Source organism: Brevibacillus sp. SYP-B805, assembly GCF_011059135.1.
Classification (GTDB): Bacteria; Bacillota; Bacilli; order Brevibacillales; family Brevibacillaceae; genus Brevibacillus_F.
On the sequence record NZ_JAALGD010000012.1, the window covers coordinates 39,116 to 58,157 of the forward strand.

Here is a 19,042-nt window from a genome sequence, read left to right on the forward strand (position 1 = left end):
GTTTTCTCCCCACCTTTCTCATTTGCGCAGCCAGCGTAACCAGGAAGACCGCTTCTTGCTTGCCGTCTGGACCGCCGCTGCGGATTCGCCGACAAAGCTTGGCCCCAGCACCTTCCCCAGCGTTTCGATCGCCTCTTTCGCTGCCGAACGCCCGGGATAGAGCATGAGCGGCACCCCCGTATTGATGGAGCGCTTCACTTCCGGATCATCCGGGATGGTATATAACGTCCTGCTCGGATGAAGCTGAAAGTACCCGCGTATCTCTTCCACCGTAAACATCTCCCGGCGCTGCAGCCGGTTGAGGCAGATGTGAATCCGCTCTTCCGGGTATTCGGCTTCCCGTAGCAGCTTCAGCATGCGCTGGATGTTTTCGATCGCATCGACCACGGGATTCCCCACCATCACGACGCGCTGGGCAAAAAAGAGCGCCTGGATCGTCGCATCGGTCGTGTCGGGAGCCGTATCGATCAGCACGATATCGTAATGGCTCTGCTTCAACGTCTCCAGCATGATGTACAGGTGATAATCCTTGATCTCGAAGCTCTGCCGGATATCGCGCGGCGACGTCAGGACGTGCAGACTGGTCTCCTGATGGACCACCACGTATTTGGACACATCCTGCGGGGAGAGCCTGACCGCCATGCTGTATTCCTGCCACTCTTCGTGGGTGACGGTCGCCGGATCACGCCCTTCCCTCACCGCCAGTTCATTCAGCTGTTCGTCAATCGCCTGCACCCATGTGTACAGATTGGGCGAACGCGGCAGGTTGAGCGACGTGGCGATCGTCCCCAGATCCAGGTTGAAGTCGACCGCGAGAACGTTTAACGGGCGGCCCTCTTTTTTCTGTCCGGCAAAATAAACCGCCAGCTCACGGGACAGGAATGTCTTGCCCACCCCGCCCTTGGGGCCGTATATCGTGATCAGCCGCTTCTCCTCAGGGGAGCGAACGGGATACGGCTTCTCCTGCCTCGCCTCCGCAACGGCGAACGCAGGCGAAAACGGCGGCTGGTGAAACGGCGGGCCGAATGGCGTCATCCCCGCCTGTCCGGCCACCATCTCCAATTGGGCCACATCCACCGGTTTCGTCAGCACCCAAATGCCCAAATTGCGAAAAAACGGTTCCCAATGCAGTTCCCGCGCGGAGCACGCGGCGATAAACGCGATGTGCGGAAAGCAGAGGCGAATCTGCTGGCAGAGCACACCGATCTCCGCACTTTTGACACTCCCGATCAGCACGATGTCCGGCTGGGCGGCCTGAATGGTGCTCCACACCCCTTCCATGCCGGAAGCCTCCCCGCACACCTTGATCCACTGGCTGGATGCCAGCCGCTGTTTCAGTTCCGCTGCAGCCAGCTGGTCCTCTTCCAGGATGAACAGTTTTTTCATCTCCTTCATCGCTCTTCCTCTCTTCCCTCGCTCCAGCGTTTTTGCGTCTTCATCAAAGCGGCCGCAAACGCCGCGTCTCCTATCCCCTGACCTTTGCCGTCGGCGCCCGCCGCTTTTCCCAAGCGGATCTTGCCGTAATGCAGCGCATGGGTAAGCAGCACCGCTTCCTTCTCCGTCAGGGCGATGGTCACCGCGGTCAAATGGGGCGTCTCTCCTTCCATTTCGCGCTGCAGGTAAATCACCGGCATCTCGCGCAGCAGCAGACCGGTGTGCGCCCCCTCGTCATCCTCGAAGGAAGCAAAGACATGGACGCGATCCCCGACCGTCAAGTACGGGGTGACCCCCACAATATCATCCACCGGTATGCTCATCCCTGTTTGCGCACCGGCCAGGCCCTGATCCAACCCTGCCTCTCCCTGGCGATCGATATCGCTGATGAAAAGGGGGAGGCCACCGCTCACCCGATGAGACAGCGGGTGGCCCAGGTACGCCGGGGCGTCCGCCCAGGAGATCAGGCCGGGGATGGGCGCCTCTTCTCTGGCGAAGACGCTGCCGAGCGTAATGACCGCTTTCTCGATATGCTCCTCCTTCAGCAGGGCACCGCCTTCGATCACCACCCCCTCCCGCAGCTTCACGTACGGGTAAACGGCCGGCTTGAAAATGGGATACGTGCTATACGCCACCACCGCTGCCAGCAGCACACCGGCCACCAAACGGAGCGGGTGGATGGCCGGAATTTTGAGCGGCATGGCAAACACCTCCTCGCGTCTGCTGTTTTCCCACCAGCTTAGCGGAGGAGGAAGGGACAAAAAAAATGCCTCCGCTGCAGCGGAGGCATTGAGGGTTTCTCAGAAGATAAGCCAATCCAAGATGGCGATAACGATCACGCAAAAACATCCAACGACGATAACCCCGAAAAATCCAACAAAGAAGGACTGGATCGGTTCAATCACCCACTGGACCAGGAAGCGGAGGAATGGATCGGGCTGTTCCCGCCGCTTGTTCACTTCCACCGTGAAGAGAACAAGCACACAGATCGAGGCGAAGATCAAGGCATAACGGACGATCATGAAGAAATAATCGGCATAAGGCATGGTGACGGTAGTATACATGCCCATGCCGTTTTCGTATGCGGTGGTGCGAGGCACGAAGATGATCATCAGCACAAGCCCGACGATGAAGCTGTAGACCGCACATTTCACCAATTTTTTCTCCATCGGTTGTTCCCTTCCTTCTCCCAGAAAAGCCGCCCGGGCTTCCCCGGGCCTTCGCGCTATCGCCACTATAGCACGACAATGATTTCCAGTTCAACCTTCAATTGGCCGCGTGCCCGCTTATGGCTGTCTCACGGATACCGCCGTTACCTGCCATTCATACGGATTGTTTGCCTGGGGATTTTTCTTGAGCTGGTAGTCAACTTCATAATCGCCGTACAGATAGGAATGATAGGTGCCGCTCACCTGGATGGACAAATGGTTGGAATCTTCATCGCTGATCTTCAGCACCCCGGCGTAATCATGCAGCGGGATCTTCGGCAGGGTGCCGATCTTTTTCAGCACATCCGGGCTGAAGTAACGCGCCATCTCTTTCAGGTTCCGTTTCTCCCAGGCGTAGCTGACCGCAGTCAGATAGGTGTTGGCAGCCTCGATCTGGCTCTCCATCGATCCGTTGAAAAGCTGGTTCTTCTCGAGCGCGTATGTATCGTACAGCCGTTTCAGCATCAGGGCAAACTGCGCCCGGGTCACCTTGGCGTACGGCCAAAAGATTCTTCCTGATCCTTCCAGAATATGATACCCCTTGATCAGGGTGGCAAAGGGAGTCGGGGTATCGATATAGACACTGTTTACTTTCCATTGGTAAATCTGGGTAAAGCGGTCCTTGGCATCCGCCTCCGTGAACCCCGATTTCTTGGCGATTTGAGGCGACAAAACGTGGAAGAACAGCATGCTCGCCTCTTCACGGGTCAACGGCTGGTTCAGATGATTGCTGGACAGCCACCAGTTGGCCCGATACGGTTTGATGTCCCTCATCTTTTTGCCCGTTGCCGACAGATGCAGGTAATACAGCATGTCGTGGCCGGGTGTCACATCGCTGTAGCGGTGCTGATAAATGTAGTACAGCGTGTTGATGTTGCCGACAAGCCCCCGGATCTCTCCTGCCATCGGGTAGCGATAATCGGCCTGCGTCTTGGCATACGGGTCCCCCAAGCGGCCATAGGCAGCTTCCACAATCCGGTTTAACAGGGCGAGCGCTTCCCCGCGCGATATCGGCGCGTCGGGTTGAAAGCTGCCTTTAACGTGCCAATATATCCCCAGTTTGGACAGAAACGCCACCGTCTCTTTTGACCAATGCCCTTCCAGATCGCGGTAAGTAGCGGCTTCCGCATGGTTCACCTGGACCGTCGATGCCGCGGTCAAGAGCATGAGAACGGCCAGGGCCAGTTTTCGAAGCATGTTACCCCTCCCAAAGGATTTTTATGATCCATTGATCAATCTATGAGCAGGGTGGGCCGGTTTATACCCCGGAATGCTGCCGCAGCGGACACGGCCAACCTCTTCGCTGGTCTTCAAGAGAGCAAGCGGGAACCATCGACGGTCTTTGTTGATACAATAAGCCGCAGCTTCATCAACCGCTGCGGCTTTTTTCTGCCCGTTCCTATTTGTTTCTCTCGTAGATGAGCCGCAGCCCCTTCAAGGTCAGGTTGGGGTCGACGACATCAATGCAGGCTGTCTCGTTGGCGATGAGCGTGGCGAGTCCCCCGGTCGCCACCACTTTCGGCTTCGTTTTCTGCTCGGCCATCATCCGGCTGACAATCCCTTCGACCTGACCGACAAACCCGTAGTAGATGCCGGACTGCATCGCGGTGATCGTGTTTTTTCCCACCACGCTGGGCGGTTTGGCGATCTCGATGCGCGGCAGCTTGGCGGCGCGGCTGACCAGGGCTTCGGTGGAGATCCCGATCCCCGGCGCAATTGCCCCTCCCCAATACTGGCCCAACTCATCAATGTAACAGAAGGTCGTCGCGGTGCCGAAATCGACCACGATCAGCGGCGTGCCGTAATAATGGATCGCCGCCACCGCATTGACGATCCGGTCGGCCCCTACCTCGCGGGGAAAATCCGCTTTAATGTTCAGTCCCGTCTTGATTCCCGGCCCCACCACCAGCGGCTTTTTGTGAAAATATTTGGCACACATGCGCTCCAGGGGGAAGTTGAGCGGCGGCACCACGGAAGAGATGATGACGCCCTCCACGTGGGCGAAGGTCAGCCCGACGCTCATGAACAGGCTTTGCAGCAGCATGCCGTACTCGTCTTCCGTCTTGTTGCGGTCGGTCGCCACGCGCCAGTGGTGCTTCAGCTCTTCCCCATCGTACATCCCCAGGACAATATTGGTATTCCCGATGTCGATCACCAATAACATGGCTGTTTCCCCTTTATCTCTTTCGTTGATTTAAATCCAGACTGATATCCAGCGCGCGGACGGAATGGGTCAATGCTCCCACCGAGATGACGTCCACCCCCGTCTCGGCGATGGCTCGGATCGTTTCCAACGTCACGCCGCCGGACGCTTCGACAACCGCTCTTCCGCCGATCAGCTCGACCGCCTGCTTCATCATCGCCAACGGCATGTTGTCCAGCATGATGATATCGGCGCCGGCCTGCAGCGCTTCCTCCACCTGCGCGAGCGACTCGGTCTCCACTTCGATGGTCATCGTGTGGGGAATGGCCCGCCTGGCCGCTGCCACCGCCTGTGTGATGCCGCCCGCCCCCTTGATGTGGTTATCCTTGATCATTACCGCGTCATAGAGGGCAAAACGATGGTTGTGCCCGCCGCCGACCCGAACCGCGTACTTTTCCAGGAAGCGCAGCCCCGGTGTGGTTTTGCGCGTGTCGACCACCCGCGCCTTGGTACCGGCAACGGCCTGCACGTAGGCGTGGGTCCGCGTCGCGATGCCGCTGAGGCGCTGCAGCAGATTGAGCGCCAGCCGCTCCCCGCTCAGGATGGAACGGACGGAGCCGGATACTTCGGCGATCCGCTGCCCTTTCTCCACGAGCGCTCCTTCCTCCACCGCCGGCTGAAAGCGCAGCGACGGGTCGACGGTGGCAAACACCTGTCCCGCAACCGGCAGCCCGGCGATCATCCCGGCCTCCTTGGCGTACAGGATACCCACTCCTCCTTCGTCTGCCGGAATCGTGCTCATGGTAGTGATGTCGCCAAATCCGATATCTTCTTGCAGCCATTCTTCAATCTTGCGCTGGAGTTCCCGGTTATTCCACATCGCTGCTGCCACTCTCCTCCCGTACGCCGTAGTCAATCGACTGGATAATGTGCTTGCGCCAGATCAAATCGTCCTTGTTGGGGAAATCGGTGCGATAATGACCGCCCCGGCTTTCTTCCCGCAGCAGGGCGGCTTGCGTGGTCAGCATCGCGGCGGTCAGCAGATTCAAGAATTCGAACGATTCCCGATCATGAACCTGATAGTAATAATACCGTGTCATCTTCTCCATCTCTTCCCTGGCTTTCAACAGCCCCCGCTCATGCCGTTTCAGGCCGACATGGCGCAGCATCAGCTTTTGCAGCTTTACCCGCTGCTGGATGGTATTGGCCGTCCGAGAGGCCCGTTTCGGCTCATGGAAAGAGAGCGCCGGCAGCGGGTCAAGCGGCGGCAGTTCCTTGATCCGGCCCGCGATGCGATGACCAAACACCACGGCCTCCGACAGCGAGTTGCTCGCCAGCCGGTTCGCCCCGTGCACACCCGTGCAGGAGACCTCGCCGCAGGCAAACAGACGCCTGGTCGACGTTTCCCCGAAAAGGTCCGTCCGCACTCCCCCCATGATGTAGTGGCAGGCAGGCGACACCGGAATCCAGTCGGTCACCATGTCCAGGCCGTACTGCAGGCAGACCCGATAAATATTGGGAAAACGATGCTTGATCAGCTCTTCCGATTCATGGGTAATATCCAGATAAACGTAGGAGGAGTTGGTCCGCTCCATTTCGGAAACGATGGCCCGGGCCACGATGTCGCGCGGCGCCAGCTCCTTCAACGGATGGTACTTCTCCATAAAACGCTCGCCGTTGATGTTGCGCAGGATCGCCCCCTCGCCGCGCACGGCTTCGGAGATCAGGAAACGGGGAGCTCCCGGGTAATAGAGCGCGGTGGGATGAAACTGGATAAACTCCACATCTTTGATCTCCGCCCCGGCCCGATATGCCATGGCAATCCCGTCGGCCGTGGCGATCTCCGGATTGGTGGTATAGCGGTACAGCTGACCGGCGCCCCCGGTTGCCAGCACGGTGGCACGGGCCTCCAGAAAAAATACCTCGCCCTCCGGCTTCAGTACCAGGACGCCCACGCATTCGCCCTCATGCGTCACCACATCGATCGCGAAATGATTCTCCAGCACCGTGATGTTGGCGGCCTCACGCACTCTTTCCGACAAGGCCCGCACAATCTCCGCCCCGGTCGCGTCGCCCTGGGCATGGAGAATGCGCCGCTGGCTGTGGGCGCCTTCCTTGGTCAGCTCGTAGCGCCCCTTCGCATCCTTGTCAAACTGCGTGCCATAGGCGATCAGTTCCTTCAGCCGTTCCGGCCCTTCATGGACCAGCACATTCACCGCTTCGGCCGAGCATAGTCCCGCGCCGGCGATCAGCGTGTCCTGCCGGTGCAGCGCAGGCGAATCCGATTTCAGGGTAACGGCGGCGATCCCGCCCTGCGCCCACCGCGTGTTGCTGTCATCCAGGCTTTTTTTGCTGATCAGGATCACCTCGGCATATTCGCTGACCCGCAGCGCCGTATACAGCCCGGCGATCCCGGCTCCCACCACGACCACATCCGTCTTCCGCCGCGGCAGGTTTTCCAGATCGAAATCAATCGTATAACGCGGGATCATCGCTATCCCTTCTCTCTTTTCCGTAGGTGTAAGTTCGAGCCCATTATAGCAAATCCGCCGCCCATGCGAAAACCCACCGGGTGTCGGCGGACGCTTTGGCGAACGGAAGGGATGTTTTTACAATTTGTGGAAATTGATCTCTGGAACGGAGGGATTGTTGTGAACGATTATATCCGGACAATGAGAAAACTGGTGGGAAAAGAAACGCTTGTGACGGTAGGTTGCGGAGCAATCATTGAGGATGAGCAGGGTAGAATCCTTTTGCAGAGGAGAAAAGATCAGAACAACTGGTGTATTCCCGGAGGCGTGATGGAAATCGGCGAGACCTTTCTGGATACGGTGAGCCGAGAGGTAGAGGAAGAAACAAATTTGGTTATCCATCATCCAGAATTGTTCGGCATATATTCCGGTCCGAGCTGTTTCAAGGAATATCCAAACGGAGACAAAGTTTTTAGCGTTCAAGTCATTTTCCGCGTGAAGCAGTATACGGGCGAATTAAAACAAGAGGGTGCGGAAAGTTTGAAACACCGATTTTTCAATAAAGATGAACTGCCCTCCCCGCTTAATTCCAATCAGGCTGCCTTTATCTTGGATTGGGCAGAAGGCGTACCAACATCAGTGATTAAGTAGCAGGTTGCAGAGAGAGTATGGATTGGGGAGGTAAAGCGGTAAACAGAATGGTCTCCGGCTCAAGCCCCCACGTCACAACACGAGGAGGTGAGAGCCATGACAGTTTACGAAGCACTTAACCTCATGATTGGATTCTGCATGCTCGTTGCAACAATCCTGATCGTAGTGTTCACCGCGCTGTCAGCCCAGAAAAAGAAGTAGACCGCCCTTGAGCTTGGCAGGCCAGGCGGTCACTTCGATCGACTTTTGCGCTTGAGTCGTCCCTGCTTGAGGGAACACTATTGTACTGCCCCGTTAGAGTGTTGGCTCACTCTGACGGGTTCTTTTTTATTTTGCCCGTAATTGCTTGAAATTAACGGTTTTACGATAATTTTTCTATCCTCATGATAGCACTTACCTAAACACACGTAAACAACTTTGGGAAAAAACGCGGCTTACAGCTACGGGAAAGTGTGAACCCAACCATCCGAGTCTTCCCATCATCAGCTCGACATGCATTCCTTGCACGTCCCGTATACTTCGAACTTGTGCCCGGTCACCTGAAAGTCTTCGGGCAGGGCGGACAGCAGGCTCATCGGACAGGCGGACAGGGATGAGGTCCGGCCGCATTCGGTGCAGATCAGATGGTGGTGATGATGCCCGTCGGTTGAGCAGGCCAGACGGAAACGCCCCTCCCCGTCCAGCTCGGTCTGCTCCAGAATCCCCAATTCCACGAAGGTGGAGATATTCCGGTACACCGTGTCAAAGCTGAGGCCGGGGTAAAGCTCCTTGATCCGCTCCATGATTTCCTTGGCCGTCAAATACCGCTTCTCTTCCGCGCAGATGCGGATAATCTCCTCCCGTTTGCCCGTATATTTGTAGCCTTTCTCCTTCAGGATCTGCAGCGCTTCTTCCACCGTCATCATCGGCTCTCCCCCCTTCCCTGCAGGAATCGCGCTCTCAACCGCTTGCCCCCCAGCACAATCACCAGCAGCAGCACGGCCATCAGCACAATGGTGCCGCCGGATGCCCAGTCCAGCAGATACGCCAGGTACAACCCGCTCAGCACGGACGCTTCCGCAAACAGGATGGCCAGCCACATCGCCTGCCGGAAGCTGCCCGCCACCTGCAGGCTGGCCGCCACCGGGATCGTGATCAGCGCAGAGATCAGGAGCACTCCGACGATCCGCATCGACGCGGCAATGGTCAGGGCCACCAGCACCATGAACCACAGGTTGATCGACCGGCGGGCCACGCCCGACACCCGCGCGTACTCCTCGTCAAACGAGATGGCAAACAGCTCCTTGTACAGCAAAAGCACCGTCCCGATCACGACCGCTCCCACGCCGAGCAGAGCATAGAGATCCTCCCTGGTCACGGTCACAATTTTTCCAAACAGGTACGAGTACAGGTCCGTATTGAACCCGTTGGCCATACTGACCATGACGGTGAACAAGCCCAAGCCGGCGGAAAGGATGATCGGTATCGCCAGATCCTGATACGCCTTGTACACCTTCCGCAGCCGCTCGATAAAAAGGGAGCCGACCACCGAAAACAGCATGCCGAAAAACAGCGGATTCACCGCTTGAAAAAAGGCAATTTTTTTGGACAGCAGCATCCCCGCCGCTACCCCCGAGAGGGTGACGTGGGACAGCCCGTCTGCCATCATCGACAATCTCCGCACGATCAAAAACGTCCCGAGCACGGGACAGATCAAGCCGATCAATATCCCGGAAAACAAGGTATAGCGGAGAAAATCATACTGCCACCAATCCGCAAGCATCTCGAACTCCTTCTTTCTCCCGAACGTGATGGTTAATGGTGATGGGCCAGCACGCGTATGGCATCGCCGTACATGGACCGCAGGATGTTTTCCTGGTTGTGGGCGAATTCGTCCGCCGTCCCGTGAAAATGCAGGCCGCGCTGCAGGCAGGCCACCTTCGTCACCCACTGCGTCATCACGCCCACATCGTGGGAGACAATCATCATGGTCATCTGGCTTTCCTCTTTTAGCGAGCGCAGCAGCCCGTAAAACTGCCCGATCGACTCCTGGTCCACCCCAACGGTCGGCTCATCCAGGATCAACAGCTCCGGTTCCGCCACCAGGGCCCTGGCGATAAAGACACGCTGCAGCTGTCCGCCCGACAGATTCCCGATGCGGTCATGCAGCTTCTCCGCCAGCCCGACCCGTTCGGCCACCTCTTCCACCTTGGCATAGTGCGCGGCCTTCAACCGGCGGAACAGCCCCACCTTGCTGACCAGACCGGAGGCGATCACCTCCTTGACCGTAGCCGGAAAGCCGCCCGTGCCGTGTGCCGCCTGCTGGGCCACATAACCGATCTTCGTCCAGTCGCGGAACTTCTGGATCGGGACCCCGAACAGCGAAATACTCCCTTCCACGGGAGGGAGCAGCCCCAGGATCAGCTTCATCAGCGTGGATTTCCCCGAACCGTTGGGGCCGACGATCCCGACGAAATCCCCTTTCAGGAGGGAAAAGTCGAGATGGTCCAGCACTTTTTTGCCGTCTTCATATTGAAAAGAGAGCGATTCAATACGCACGACCTCTTCCATCGTTACCAACTTCCTTCAAATCGGATCGATTCTGATTTTGTCTACATCCATCCTACTACGATTCCGGGCCGAACACAAGATAAGCGCGCTGTTGGCAGCATCGTGCCCTGATCATTGCGATCCTTCATCATTGTAACGGGTCATCGTCTGCATGTAAATAGGATTAATTACGATTTTCATACCGATTGTCACATACAGCCGCGCGCGATTATGATATAATGGCTTAGACGTGCGTGAAGGGGGGATTTGCCATGAAACGTGGCAAGGCAGTGATTGCAGGCCTGCTGATGGCTTCCTTGTTGGCCGGCTGCTCTTCGAATCAGGCCGAACCGCCAACCGGCCAACATGCCCAACATGATCATACCAGCCATCAAACGCTGGCACCCAATGGCGCAGACATCCAGGAACTGACCGCTTCCATCTCGCAGATGCCCACGTTCCTTGACAACCTTGACCCGCAAATCAAGGAAGCGTACAAAATAGCCGCCGAAAACCGCGAAGTGCTGAAATGGATTCCGTGCTATTGCGGTTGTGCCGACAGCGCCGACCACAAAAGCAACTACAACTGCTTCATCAAGGAAGAACACGCTGACGGCTCCGTCGTATGGGACGATCACGGCACCCGCTGCGGCACCTGCATGCAGATCGCCGTTGTGTCGGCCCAAATGAAGCAGGAAGGCAAGTCGATCAAGGAGATTCGCGCCTTTATCGACGAAGCGTTCAAAGAAGGGTACGCCCCTCCGACGCCAACCCCCATGCCGCAGTAAGGGACTGGCGTGACAAGCCGGGCAGCCTTTAGAATGGGGAGAGAAAACCTTCCGGGATCATCAGGGAAGGCAGAGGTTTACGTAGGATAGAACGGGTGAAAATGGCGTGAAGAATGAAAATGATCTGGAGCTTACCAGCAGTTGGCAGGCGTTGTCCCGTGCCCACCTGCGTATCATGAGCGAGCTGGAGAACGCCCTTCAGGCAAACCATCATCTGTCCGTCAACGAATTCACCGTCCTGCTCGTCTTGTCGGAAACCCCCGACAACGGCATGGGCATCCAGCAGTTGGCGGATACAGTCGGATTGAGCCAAAGCGTCATGTCGAGGCTGGTTTCCCGCCTGGAAGGGGAGCACGGCGGCTGTATTGAGCGATCCATCCGCGAAACGGATCGCCGCTGTGTCTTTACCCAGCTGACGGAACAGGGGCTCCGCCGGCTGAAAGAAGCCCTGCCTACTTATCGGGAGACCATCGCTGCCTTGTTTGCGCATCCAGATATCCAAAAAGAGCTGCGTATCGTAAGCAAAGCGGTAAGAGCGCCCCAATGAAGCGGGACGCTCTTCTCCATTCTCAGGCGGTTGGTTTCCATTTAATGTTGCAGCCGATGCTTGGTTTTTGCGCAGGGTTGACCGGTTGACCGGCAAGCAATGCATCCAGGGCCTCACGGAGATCCTTGCCGGTTACGGGGAGACCATTGCTCGGCCGTGAATCATCCAGCTGTCCGCGATAAGCCAGTTTCAGCTGTCCGTCGAATACATAAAAATCGGGCGTGCATGCCGCTTGATACGCTCTTGCCACGTCCTGCGTCTCGTCATACAGGTAGGGGAACGGAAACCCATGTGCTTCCGCTTCCTTCTTCATCATCTCGGGAGCGTCATCCGGATACTGCTCGGCATCGTTCGAGCAGATCGCAGCAAACGAAACCCCTTTTGGCAGATAATCGTTGGCCAGCTGCACCAGTTGGGAACGGACATGCTTGACAAACGGGCAGTGGTTGCTGATAAACATGATGACGGTCGCCACATCGGATTTCACATCCTCCAACGAAACCTGCTTCCCGGATACCGTATCCGGAAGCGTAAAGCCCGGAGCTGGCGTGCCCAATGGCAGCATGTAGGACTCCACAAGAGCCATGATCCTTCACCCCTGTCTCAATAATTGCATGCACATGCATATATTTAGTAAATACCATATTTCTCCATTTATCAACATGAGCGCAAAAGAGCCGCGCTCGCTCCCAGCGGCACTCAAATGATCCGGCGCGCAGTCAATTAAGAAAACCCCGCCGACTTGAGCGTATGCTTCACCCACTCGGCGATAGCTAACGCTGCGCCGAGTGGGTCCCTTGCTGGTGTCGACGGGGTCCCCAACCTTTCTTACTTCGTTTTATGCTTTATCTCGATCAAGCAGGCGCTACTTCCAGCATGCGCTCCAGCGACGCGCGCGCAGCCTCGGCCACATGCTCCGGCACGTAGATCTCCGGCTTCATGTTTTCCAGGGCCTCCACGCATTTCTTCAGATTGTTCACCTTCATGTTGGGGCACACCAGGTATTTGGACGCGAAGTAGAACGCTTTGTCCGGGCTTTCCTTCTCCAACATGTAGCGCGTGCCGTCTTCCGTCCCGATGATGAATTCCTTGTGGGACGATTCGCGGCAGTATTTCAGAATCCCGGTCGTGGAGCCGACATAATCGGCGAGCGCCACCACTTCCGGACGGCATTCCGGATGGACGACCACCTGGGCGTTGGGATGCTCCCGCTTCATCGTCATGATGTCTTCCACGGACAATTGATCGTGCGTATTACAGTAGCCCTCCCAAATGATCATTTTCTTGTCGGTAAACTGCGACACATAGTGGCCCAGATTCTTATCCGGCACCCAGATGATCTCATCGCTGTCGATGGACTCGATCACCCGCCTTGCGTTGGAGGAAGTACAGCAGATGTAGGTCTCCGCCTTCACTTCCGCCGAGGTGTTGATATATGCCACCACCTTGGCATTGGGGTGCTGCGCCTTCAACTTGCGCAGCCCGCTGACGTTCACCATGTCGGCCATCGGACAGCCGGCCCGTTCATCCGGGATGATCACTTTTTTATCAGGATTGAGAATTTTTGCACTTTCTCCCATAAAATGGACGCCGCAAAACAGGATCACATCCGCATCCGTCGTTTTGGCTTTTTGCGCCAACCCGAACGAATCGCCGATAAAGTCGGCCACCTCCTGAATCTCGGGACGTTGATAATAGTGAGCGAGCAGTATCGCGTTTTTTTCTTTTTTCAACTGCATCAACCGTTCACGCAGTTCCGCATTGCGCTGAGCCTTTTTCTCGAGTGCCAAGGCTTCCATTCTCGATCCCCCTACATGATGGCGTTCTCAAGAGAGTATGTGAAAAAATTCTCATGCACCATCCATTTTAGTACGGTTATTGTAATCTCATTGTCATACGTTGTCAATCAACACTCATTGGCCGAACTGCATGAATTATCCACGGTCCATCCGCCCTACAACAGATGCGCCCGGATAAAGGAAGCCACGCCGTCCTTGTCATGATGCCCAGCCACATGGCGGGCAATGCGCTTGAGGGCCGGAGTAGCGTTTTCCATCGCCACCGGATGACCCACGTTTGACAAAATGTCCAGATCGTTGTCCGCGTCGCCAAACGCCAGAACCTGTTCGGGCGTCAGCTTCCACTGTGCCAAAAAATATTGCAATCCCGTCCATTTGGATACATCTTTCGGCATCACTTCCACATTGGTATCGCCGGACGACGTGAGCGCCGCCGCATTGCTGTAGGGAGCCAGCTGTTCGCGTACCCATTGCAGTTGCTCGGCCTGGCGGCTCCAGATAAAGATTTTCACCGCGTTGATCTCACCGGACGACAGCCTCGCGATCAGTTCCTCCAGCGGAGCAACCCGGGACAGCTTGTAAAACGTGAACCGCCGCAATTCCGACAGATTCTCCACATCAATGCGCTGCCGGTCTTCGTCTGCCATCCAGCGGTTGCTGTCGGTGTCGTGTATCTCATAATAGATGGGCAGCTCCCGGATTTTCCGGATCGCCTCCGTCACCATCCCGGCGGGGAGGATCGTGCTGTGAACCAGCGTGCCGTCCTTTTCATAGATGGCCGCTCCATTGCTGCATACATAACCGTCAAACGGAAACTCGTGCACCGGCAGGCGTGCGGAAACGTACGTCCGTCCCGTGGAAAGGATCAGTTTCCGCCCCGTTGCCTGCAGCAATCGGCACGCTTCCTGTGTCTCTTCCGTCATCTGCGACGCTTCGTTGAGCAGGGTGCCATCCATATCAAAAGCCACCAACCGTACGTCCGACCATCCCATTATTCTTGCCTCCTGTCATATATGGGTAAGAAAATAGGAGCACCCGCGGCGCTCCTATTCCTGTTTATCGACATCTGCTTCGTTTTCTTCCTTGTCCGCTTTCGGCTGGATGTGAACCACCACATCATTGCCCGCATCCGGACCGTTGTCCAGCCTGCCTGTTTCGATCAGCTGCTTGATCTGTTCGGCATCGAGCGTTTCCATCTTCAGCAGGTACTGCGCGACCAAATCGAGCTGGTCGCGGTGCTTGGTCAGCAGTTCCTTGCATCGTTCATAGCACTCGTTGATGATGCGCTGCATCTCCTGGTCGATCTCATAGGCGATCTGTTCGGAGTAGTTGCGCTCGTGACCGATGTCGCGCCCCAGGAAAACCTGCCCCTGGGAACGGCCGAACTGCATCGGGCCGAGACGGCTCATCCCGTATTCGGTAATCATGCTGCGGGCGATGGCTGTCGCCCGGCGGAAATCGTCGTATGCGCCTACGCTGATGTCGCCCAACACCAGCTCTTCGGCGACACGGCCGCCCAATAGCCCGGTGATTTTGTCCAACAAATCGGTCTTGGTGGCGAAGTAACGATCCTCTTTCGGCAGCATCACGGTGTAACCGCCTGCCTGACCGCGCGGAATGATCGTGACCTTATGCACCATGTCCGCATTTTTCAAATGGTAGCCGACGATGGTATGACCGGCTTCATGGTACGCCACAAGACGTTTTTCATCCTCGCTGATGACGCGGGATTTCTTGGCGGGGCCGGCGATGACGCGGTCGATCGCTTCGTCTACCTCCGCCATGCTGATCTGCTTCTTGTTGCGGCGGGCTGTCAGGAGCGCCGCTTCGTTCAGCAGGTTCTCCAGATCGGCCCCCGTAAAGCCGGAGGTGCCGCGGGCAATCACATCAAGCTTCACATCGTCGCCGAGCGGCTTGTTGCGCGCATGCACTTTCAGCACCGCTTCCCGTCCCTTCACATCCGGGCGATCCACGGTGATCTGGCGGTCAAAACGGCCTGGACGCAACAGCGCCGGGTCCAGAATGTCCGGACGGTTGGTGGCCGCGATAATGATAATGCCCTCATTGGCACCGAAGCCGTCCATCTCCACGAGCAGCTGGTTCAGCGTCTGCTCGCGCTCGTCATGGCCGCCGCCCAAACCGGCGCCGCGCTGGCGGCCGACGGCGTCAATCTCGTCGATAAAGATGATGCAGGGCGCATTTTTCTTGGCGTTTTCAAACAGGTCGCGCACGCGGGAAGCCCCCACGCCGACGAACATTTCCACGAAATCGGAACCGGAAATGCTGAAGAACGGCACGCCCGCTTCTCCCGCCACCGCACGGGCCAGGAGCGTTTTACCGGTACCCGGGGGACCGACAAGCAGCACCCCTTTCGGAATACGCGCGCCGACAGCCGCAAACTTGCGCGGATCCTTGAGAAACTCCACCACTTCGACCAGTTCGGCCTTCTCTTCATCCGCACCCGCCACATCGTCAAAGGTGACGCGTTTTTTCTCATCGTTGTACAGCTTTGCACGGCTCTTGCCGAAGTTCATGACCCGGCTGCCGCCGCCCTGCGCCTGATTCAGCAGGAAGAAGAAGAGGATAAAGATGATGACAAAAGGAATGATCGAGGTGATGAAGGTCAGCCAGATGTTGTTGCCTTCCTGCGGCTTGTAGGTGACCACCCGCACCTTTTTCTGATCAATCTTTTGGTCAAGCATCGCGATGATGTCAGGACTGTACAGCGGGACGTTGGTGGTAAACGAGTCCTGCTGACCCGGCGCTACCCTGGCCAACTTCCCTTCCACATGGTATGTACCCCCGTCGGGACGAAGCATGATTTCCGCTATATTGTCGCTCAACAACTGTTCACGAAACTCTTGATAAGAGAGCTGCGTTACTTTATCAGTCCCGGAGAGGACGAAGTTAACAATCCCTACCGTGACGAGAAAGATAAGCAGATAGAACCCGGTATTGCGGAAAAAGCGATTCATTTCTTACCTCCTCTCGCGAAAAAGACACTTTTCACATTGTATCATTTCGCCTATTGTCTCCTCAACCGAACCCGTTCGAGCGATCTCGACAAGAAGCCTTACTTCGTGTACACCTCCGGCTTCAACACGCCGATATACGGAAGGTTGCGATACTTCTCATCATAATCCAATCCATAGCCGACCACAAATTCATCAGGGATGGTAAAACCGCTGAAATCCGGCGTGATGTTCACCTTGCGCCGCTCCGGCTTGTTCAACAGCGTTACCACTTTCACCGAAGCCGCTTCCCGATGGCGCAGCAGTTCCACCAGGCGGCTCAGCGTCAGCCCGCTGTCCATGATATCCTCCACGACCAGCACATGCCGATTCTGCACGGAGGTGTCCAGATCCTTCAGGATTTTCACCATGCCGGACGACTCGGTACCCGAGCCGTAGCTGGAAACGGCCATGAAATCCATCTCGCAGGGGATCGTCAGGTTCCGGATCAGATCTGCCATAAAAAGAACGGCGCCCTTCAGCACACAGATGACGAGCGGGTTTTTGCCGCTGTATTCCTTGCTCAGGATGGCGCCCAGCTCCTTTACCTTTTGGGCGATTTCATCCTCTGTCAGTAAAATCTCCTTGATGTCGTTGTTCATTCCTAAACCTCCTGCCAATCTTCTCCGTACTCTGCCACCACATACAAAAAACGGGTCGTGCGCTCGTTCACCGCCGCGTGGGCCGCTCTTCGCACACCAGGAACCCAGATAATCTCGTTGTCAGCCACCAGGAGCGGCAAACGATCCCGAACCGTTCTCGGAATCTTGGCATCGATCAACAGATCCTTTACCTTCTTGCTGCCGGCCGCCCCAAACAAGGTCAGACGATCCCCCGGCCTTCTATTGCGAACCGCCAGCTTGCCTGCCAGACGATCCATGTCAAACACGGCGGCATGAACGGACAGCCGGCTCATGTCCGGCGGGGACGTCAGCACGGTCGCGTGGATCGCCCCTCCGACCTCCCGAATCGGGGTGGTGCCGGGAATGACCAGATCGTACCAGTATGGTGCGGTCGTTTCTGCCGATTGACCGCGGGAAAAGCGTATCCGATTATAAACCCGCGAAACGGTGATTCCATCCGGAAGATGGAGCTCCGCCGACGGGTGATCTCCATTGATCATGTCCAAAATGGCCTCCACGTGCTGCGAAGACCATTCTGTACCGCTTGACAGATAACTTAATATTAGAGGAATCATTCTCCTTTGTAAAGCAAGGTCACAAGATTGAAACTTGTTGGCCGCGATACTTATTTTATTCATTTCCCGCTGCAGGATAACCTGCCCGAGCGCGGTTTTGCTTGCCTCGGCCAAATATTTCTCGTCCGTTTGCGCGAATTGGGTAAACTGCAAAATGTGCTCCCGGTAGCGCGGATTGATGGATTCAAGATGCGGCAGCACATCCAGGCGCAGCCGGTTGCGCCGGTACTTGCGGGACGCATTGCTTGAATCCTCGCGGGGTGTCAGACCCGCTGTCCGACAGTACGCCTCGATCTCCCGCCGAAAAATCGACAGGAACGGGCGCACCACCTCGACGCGGTTCTCCACCAGCCAGCGGCGCTTCGGCATGCCGGCCATCCCGTGAAGGCCGGTCCCGCGCAGCAGGCGAAAAAGCACCGTCTCCACCTGATCGTCGGCATGATGCGCCAGCGCCACCTTGCTGGCTCCGATCTCCTCCGCCACTTCCCGATACAGGGCATAGCGGATCTCGCGGCTGGCTTCCTGGGCACCCAGGCCCTTTTCTTTCATATATAAGGAAACATCGCGTTCAAACAGATGGCAGACCACGCCCCATTCCGCGCACAGGGAGCGTACGTAATCGGCGTCCTCCCGGGCTTCCCGCCCGCGGAATCCATGGTTGAGATGAAGGGCGTGCAGCTTCCAGCCGTACTGATAGTGTTGATTAAGGGCGCATAAGATATGCAGGAGGGCCGTGGAGTCCGTGCCGCCCGAAACCCCCACGAGAATCGTCTCGCCGGGGAGCAGCAGCGCCTCCTGCTCAATTTGTTTTTGCACGCTTGCCAGCATTTCTTGCCACGAGTCCTTTCCACACGCTAAAAATGGAGATGCCCAGCATCAGTCCCGCGGCGATCGCCCCGGCCAACAGGCAGGTCTGCGTCGCCAGCGTAATGCCGTTGAGGTAGTTGCCTTCCACAAACGCGAGCATGGAACGGTACGCCACCGATCCGGGCACAAGCGGAATAATCCCTGCGACACTGAAGTTGGTCGAAGGAACGCGCAGATAGATGGAGAGAAACTGGCTGCACAGCGATACGGTTGTGGCTGCCAGGAAGGTGGCGATGGTCGCATTCATCCCGTAGGGGGAGATCGCATTGTAGACCAGCCATCCGATGGCGCCGGTCAGACCGCCCGCCAGCAGCGCACGCACCGGAACATTAAACAGCGTACAATACGCCAGAGTTGAAAGAAAACTTAACAGCAGTCCCAGCCACCAGCTCATGA

21 protein-coding genes are annotated in these 19,042 nt (G+C 56.8%); 4 read left to right on the forward strand and 17 right to left on the reverse strand.

The features are described from left to right. Positions 1–18: 18 nt before the first annotated feature. The 7 genes from G3578_RS14860 to nadB all read right to left on the reverse strand — a co-directional run bounded on the left by G3578_RS14860 (position 19) and on the right by nadB (position 7,277). Complete coding sequence (locus G3578_RS14860; RefSeq protein WP_165213745.1) at positions 19–1,395, reverse strand: CpaE/TadZ family protein; 1,377 nt, start codon at positions 1,393–1,395, stop codon at positions 19–21. Continuing rightward, on the reverse strand, positions 1,392–2,135 hold the full coding sequence (locus G3578_RS14865; protein ID WP_165213746.1) for an RcpC/CpaB family pilus assembly protein: 744 nt from the start codon (positions 2,133–2,135) through the stop codon (positions 1,392–1,394). The genes G3578_RS14860 and G3578_RS14865 overlap by 4 nt, the downstream gene beginning before the upstream one ends. A 99-nt stretch (positions 2,136–2,234) precedes the next feature. Next, complete coding sequence (locus G3578_RS14870) at positions 2,235–2,603, reverse strand: hypothetical protein (RefSeq protein ID WP_165213747.1); 369 nt, start codon at positions 2,601–2,603, stop codon at positions 2,235–2,237. A gap of 117 nt (positions 2,604–2,720) precedes the next feature. Further along, complete coding sequence (locus tag G3578_RS14875; protein ID WP_165213748.1) at positions 2,721–3,839, reverse strand: S-layer homology domain-containing protein; 1,119 nt, start codon at positions 3,837–3,839, stop codon at positions 2,721–2,723. 202 nt (positions 3,840–4,041) lie between these two features. After that, entirely contained in the window at positions 4,042–4,806 is a 765-nt protein-coding gene (locus tag G3578_RS14880; protein ID WP_165213749.1) for a type III pantothenate kinase, read from the reverse strand. A gap of 13 nt (positions 4,807–4,819) precedes the next feature. Continuing rightward, entirely contained in the window at positions 4,820–5,665 is an 846-nt protein-coding gene (nadC, locus tag G3578_RS14885) for a carboxylating nicotinate-nucleotide diphosphorylase (protein WP_165213750.1), read from the reverse strand. Then, positions 5,655–7,277, reverse strand: a complete 1,623-nt coding sequence (gene nadB / locus G3578_RS14890; protein ID WP_165213751.1) for an L-aspartate oxidase — start codon at positions 7,275–7,277, stop codon at positions 5,655–5,657. The genes nadC and nadB overlap by 11 nt, the downstream gene beginning before the upstream one ends. Before the next feature lie 159 nt (positions 7,278–7,436). Between nadB and G3578_RS14895 the strand changes: the two genes are divergently transcribed. Then, positions 7,437–7,907 carry an NUDIX hydrolase gene (locus G3578_RS14895; protein ID WP_165213752.1) on the forward strand — a complete coding sequence of 157 codons (471 nt, stop codon included), beginning with the start codon at positions 7,437–7,439 and terminating at the stop codon, positions 7,905–7,907. A 96-nt stretch (positions 7,908–8,003) separates the two neighbouring features. Continuing rightward, positions 8,004–8,108, forward strand: coding sequence for a putative holin-like toxin (locus G3578_RS20945; RefSeq protein ID WP_241254641.1), 105 nt, complete (start codon positions 8,004–8,006; stop codon positions 8,106–8,108). Positions 8,109–8,389: 281 nt separating this feature from the next. Here the strand turns inward: G3578_RS20945 and G3578_RS14900 are convergent, their stop codons facing one another. The 3 genes from G3578_RS14900 to G3578_RS14910 are packed head-to-tail and all read right to left on the reverse strand — an operon-like array spanning position 8,390 to position 10,457. Then, positions 8,390–8,809 (reverse strand): Fur family transcriptional regulator, encoded by a 420-nt coding sequence (locus tag G3578_RS14900; protein WP_165213859.1) that lies wholly within the window; start codon positions 8,807–8,809, stop codon positions 8,390–8,392. Continuing rightward, on the reverse strand, positions 8,809–9,669 hold the full coding sequence (locus G3578_RS14905) for a metal ABC transporter permease (protein WP_165213753.1): 861 nt from the start codon (positions 9,667–9,669) through the stop codon (positions 8,809–8,811). The genes G3578_RS14900 and G3578_RS14905 overlap by 1 nt, the downstream gene beginning before the upstream one ends. 32 nt (positions 9,670–9,701) lie before the next feature. Beyond that, on the reverse strand, positions 9,702–10,457 hold the full coding sequence (locus G3578_RS14910; RefSeq protein WP_165213754.1) for a metal ABC transporter ATP-binding protein: 756 nt from the start codon (positions 10,455–10,457) through the stop codon (positions 9,702–9,704). Between the two features lie 251 nt (positions 10,458–10,708). Here G3578_RS14910 and G3578_RS14915 point away from each other — a divergent pair, with 251 nt between their 5' ends. Together G3578_RS14915 and G3578_RS20950 are read left to right on the forward strand one after the other, a co-directional pair. Further along, positions 10,709–11,224 carry a PCYCGC motif-containing (lipo)protein gene (locus G3578_RS14915; RefSeq protein ID WP_165213755.1) on the forward strand — a complete coding sequence of 172 codons (516 nt, stop codon included), beginning with the start codon at positions 10,709–10,711 and terminating at the stop codon, positions 11,222–11,224. 106 nt (positions 11,225–11,330) lie between these two features. Continuing rightward, a complete protein-coding gene (locus G3578_RS20950) occupies positions 11,331–11,771 on the forward strand; it encodes a MarR family transcriptional regulator (RefSeq protein ID WP_165213756.1) in 441 nt (146 codons plus the stop codon). Between the two features lie 22 nt (positions 11,772–11,793). Here the strand turns inward: G3578_RS20950 and G3578_RS14925 are convergent, their stop codons facing one another. From G3578_RS14925 to G3578_RS14955, 7 genes are all read right to left on the reverse strand, one after another. After that, a complete protein-coding gene (locus tag G3578_RS14925) occupies positions 11,794–12,357 on the reverse strand; it encodes a thioredoxin family protein (RefSeq protein ID WP_165213757.1) in 564 nt (187 codons plus the stop codon). Positions 12,358–12,625: 268 nt separating this feature from the next. Continuing rightward, positions 12,626–13,570 carry a quinolinate synthase NadA gene (gene nadA / locus G3578_RS14930; RefSeq protein WP_165213758.1) on the reverse strand — a complete coding sequence of 315 codons (945 nt, stop codon included), beginning with the start codon at positions 13,568–13,570 and terminating at the stop codon, positions 12,626–12,628. Between the two features lie 155 nt (positions 13,571–13,725). Beyond that, a complete protein-coding gene (locus G3578_RS14935; protein WP_165213759.1) occupies positions 13,726–14,562 on the reverse strand; it encodes an HAD family hydrolase in 837 nt (278 codons plus the stop codon). A gap of 54 nt (positions 14,563–14,616) precedes the next feature. After that, positions 14,617–16,545: an ATP-dependent zinc metalloprotease FtsH gene (gene ftsH, locus G3578_RS14940; protein ID WP_165213760.1), complete on the reverse strand. Its 1,929-nt coding sequence runs from the start codon at positions 16,543–16,545 to the stop codon at positions 14,617–14,619. Between the two features lie 98 nt (positions 16,546–16,643). After that, positions 16,644–17,183, reverse strand: a complete 540-nt coding sequence (gene hpt / locus G3578_RS14945; protein WP_165213761.1) for a hypoxanthine phosphoribosyltransferase — start codon at positions 17,181–17,183, stop codon at positions 16,644–16,646. 2 nt (positions 17,184–17,185) lie between these two features. Next, the gene (tilS, locus tag G3578_RS14950) at positions 17,186–18,595 is read right to left on the reverse strand and encodes a tRNA lysidine(34) synthetase TilS (RefSeq protein WP_346774018.1); all 1,410 of its coding nucleotides are present in this window, start codon (positions 18,593–18,595) and stop codon (positions 17,186–17,188) included. Continuing rightward, on the reverse strand, positions 18,579–19,040 hold the full coding sequence (locus G3578_RS14955; protein ID WP_165213763.1) for a threonine/serine exporter family protein: 462 nt from the start codon (positions 19,038–19,040) through the stop codon (positions 18,579–18,581). Before G3578_RS14955 ends, tilS begins: the two co-directional genes overlap by 17 nt. Positions 19,041–19,042 lie beyond the last annotated feature (2 nt).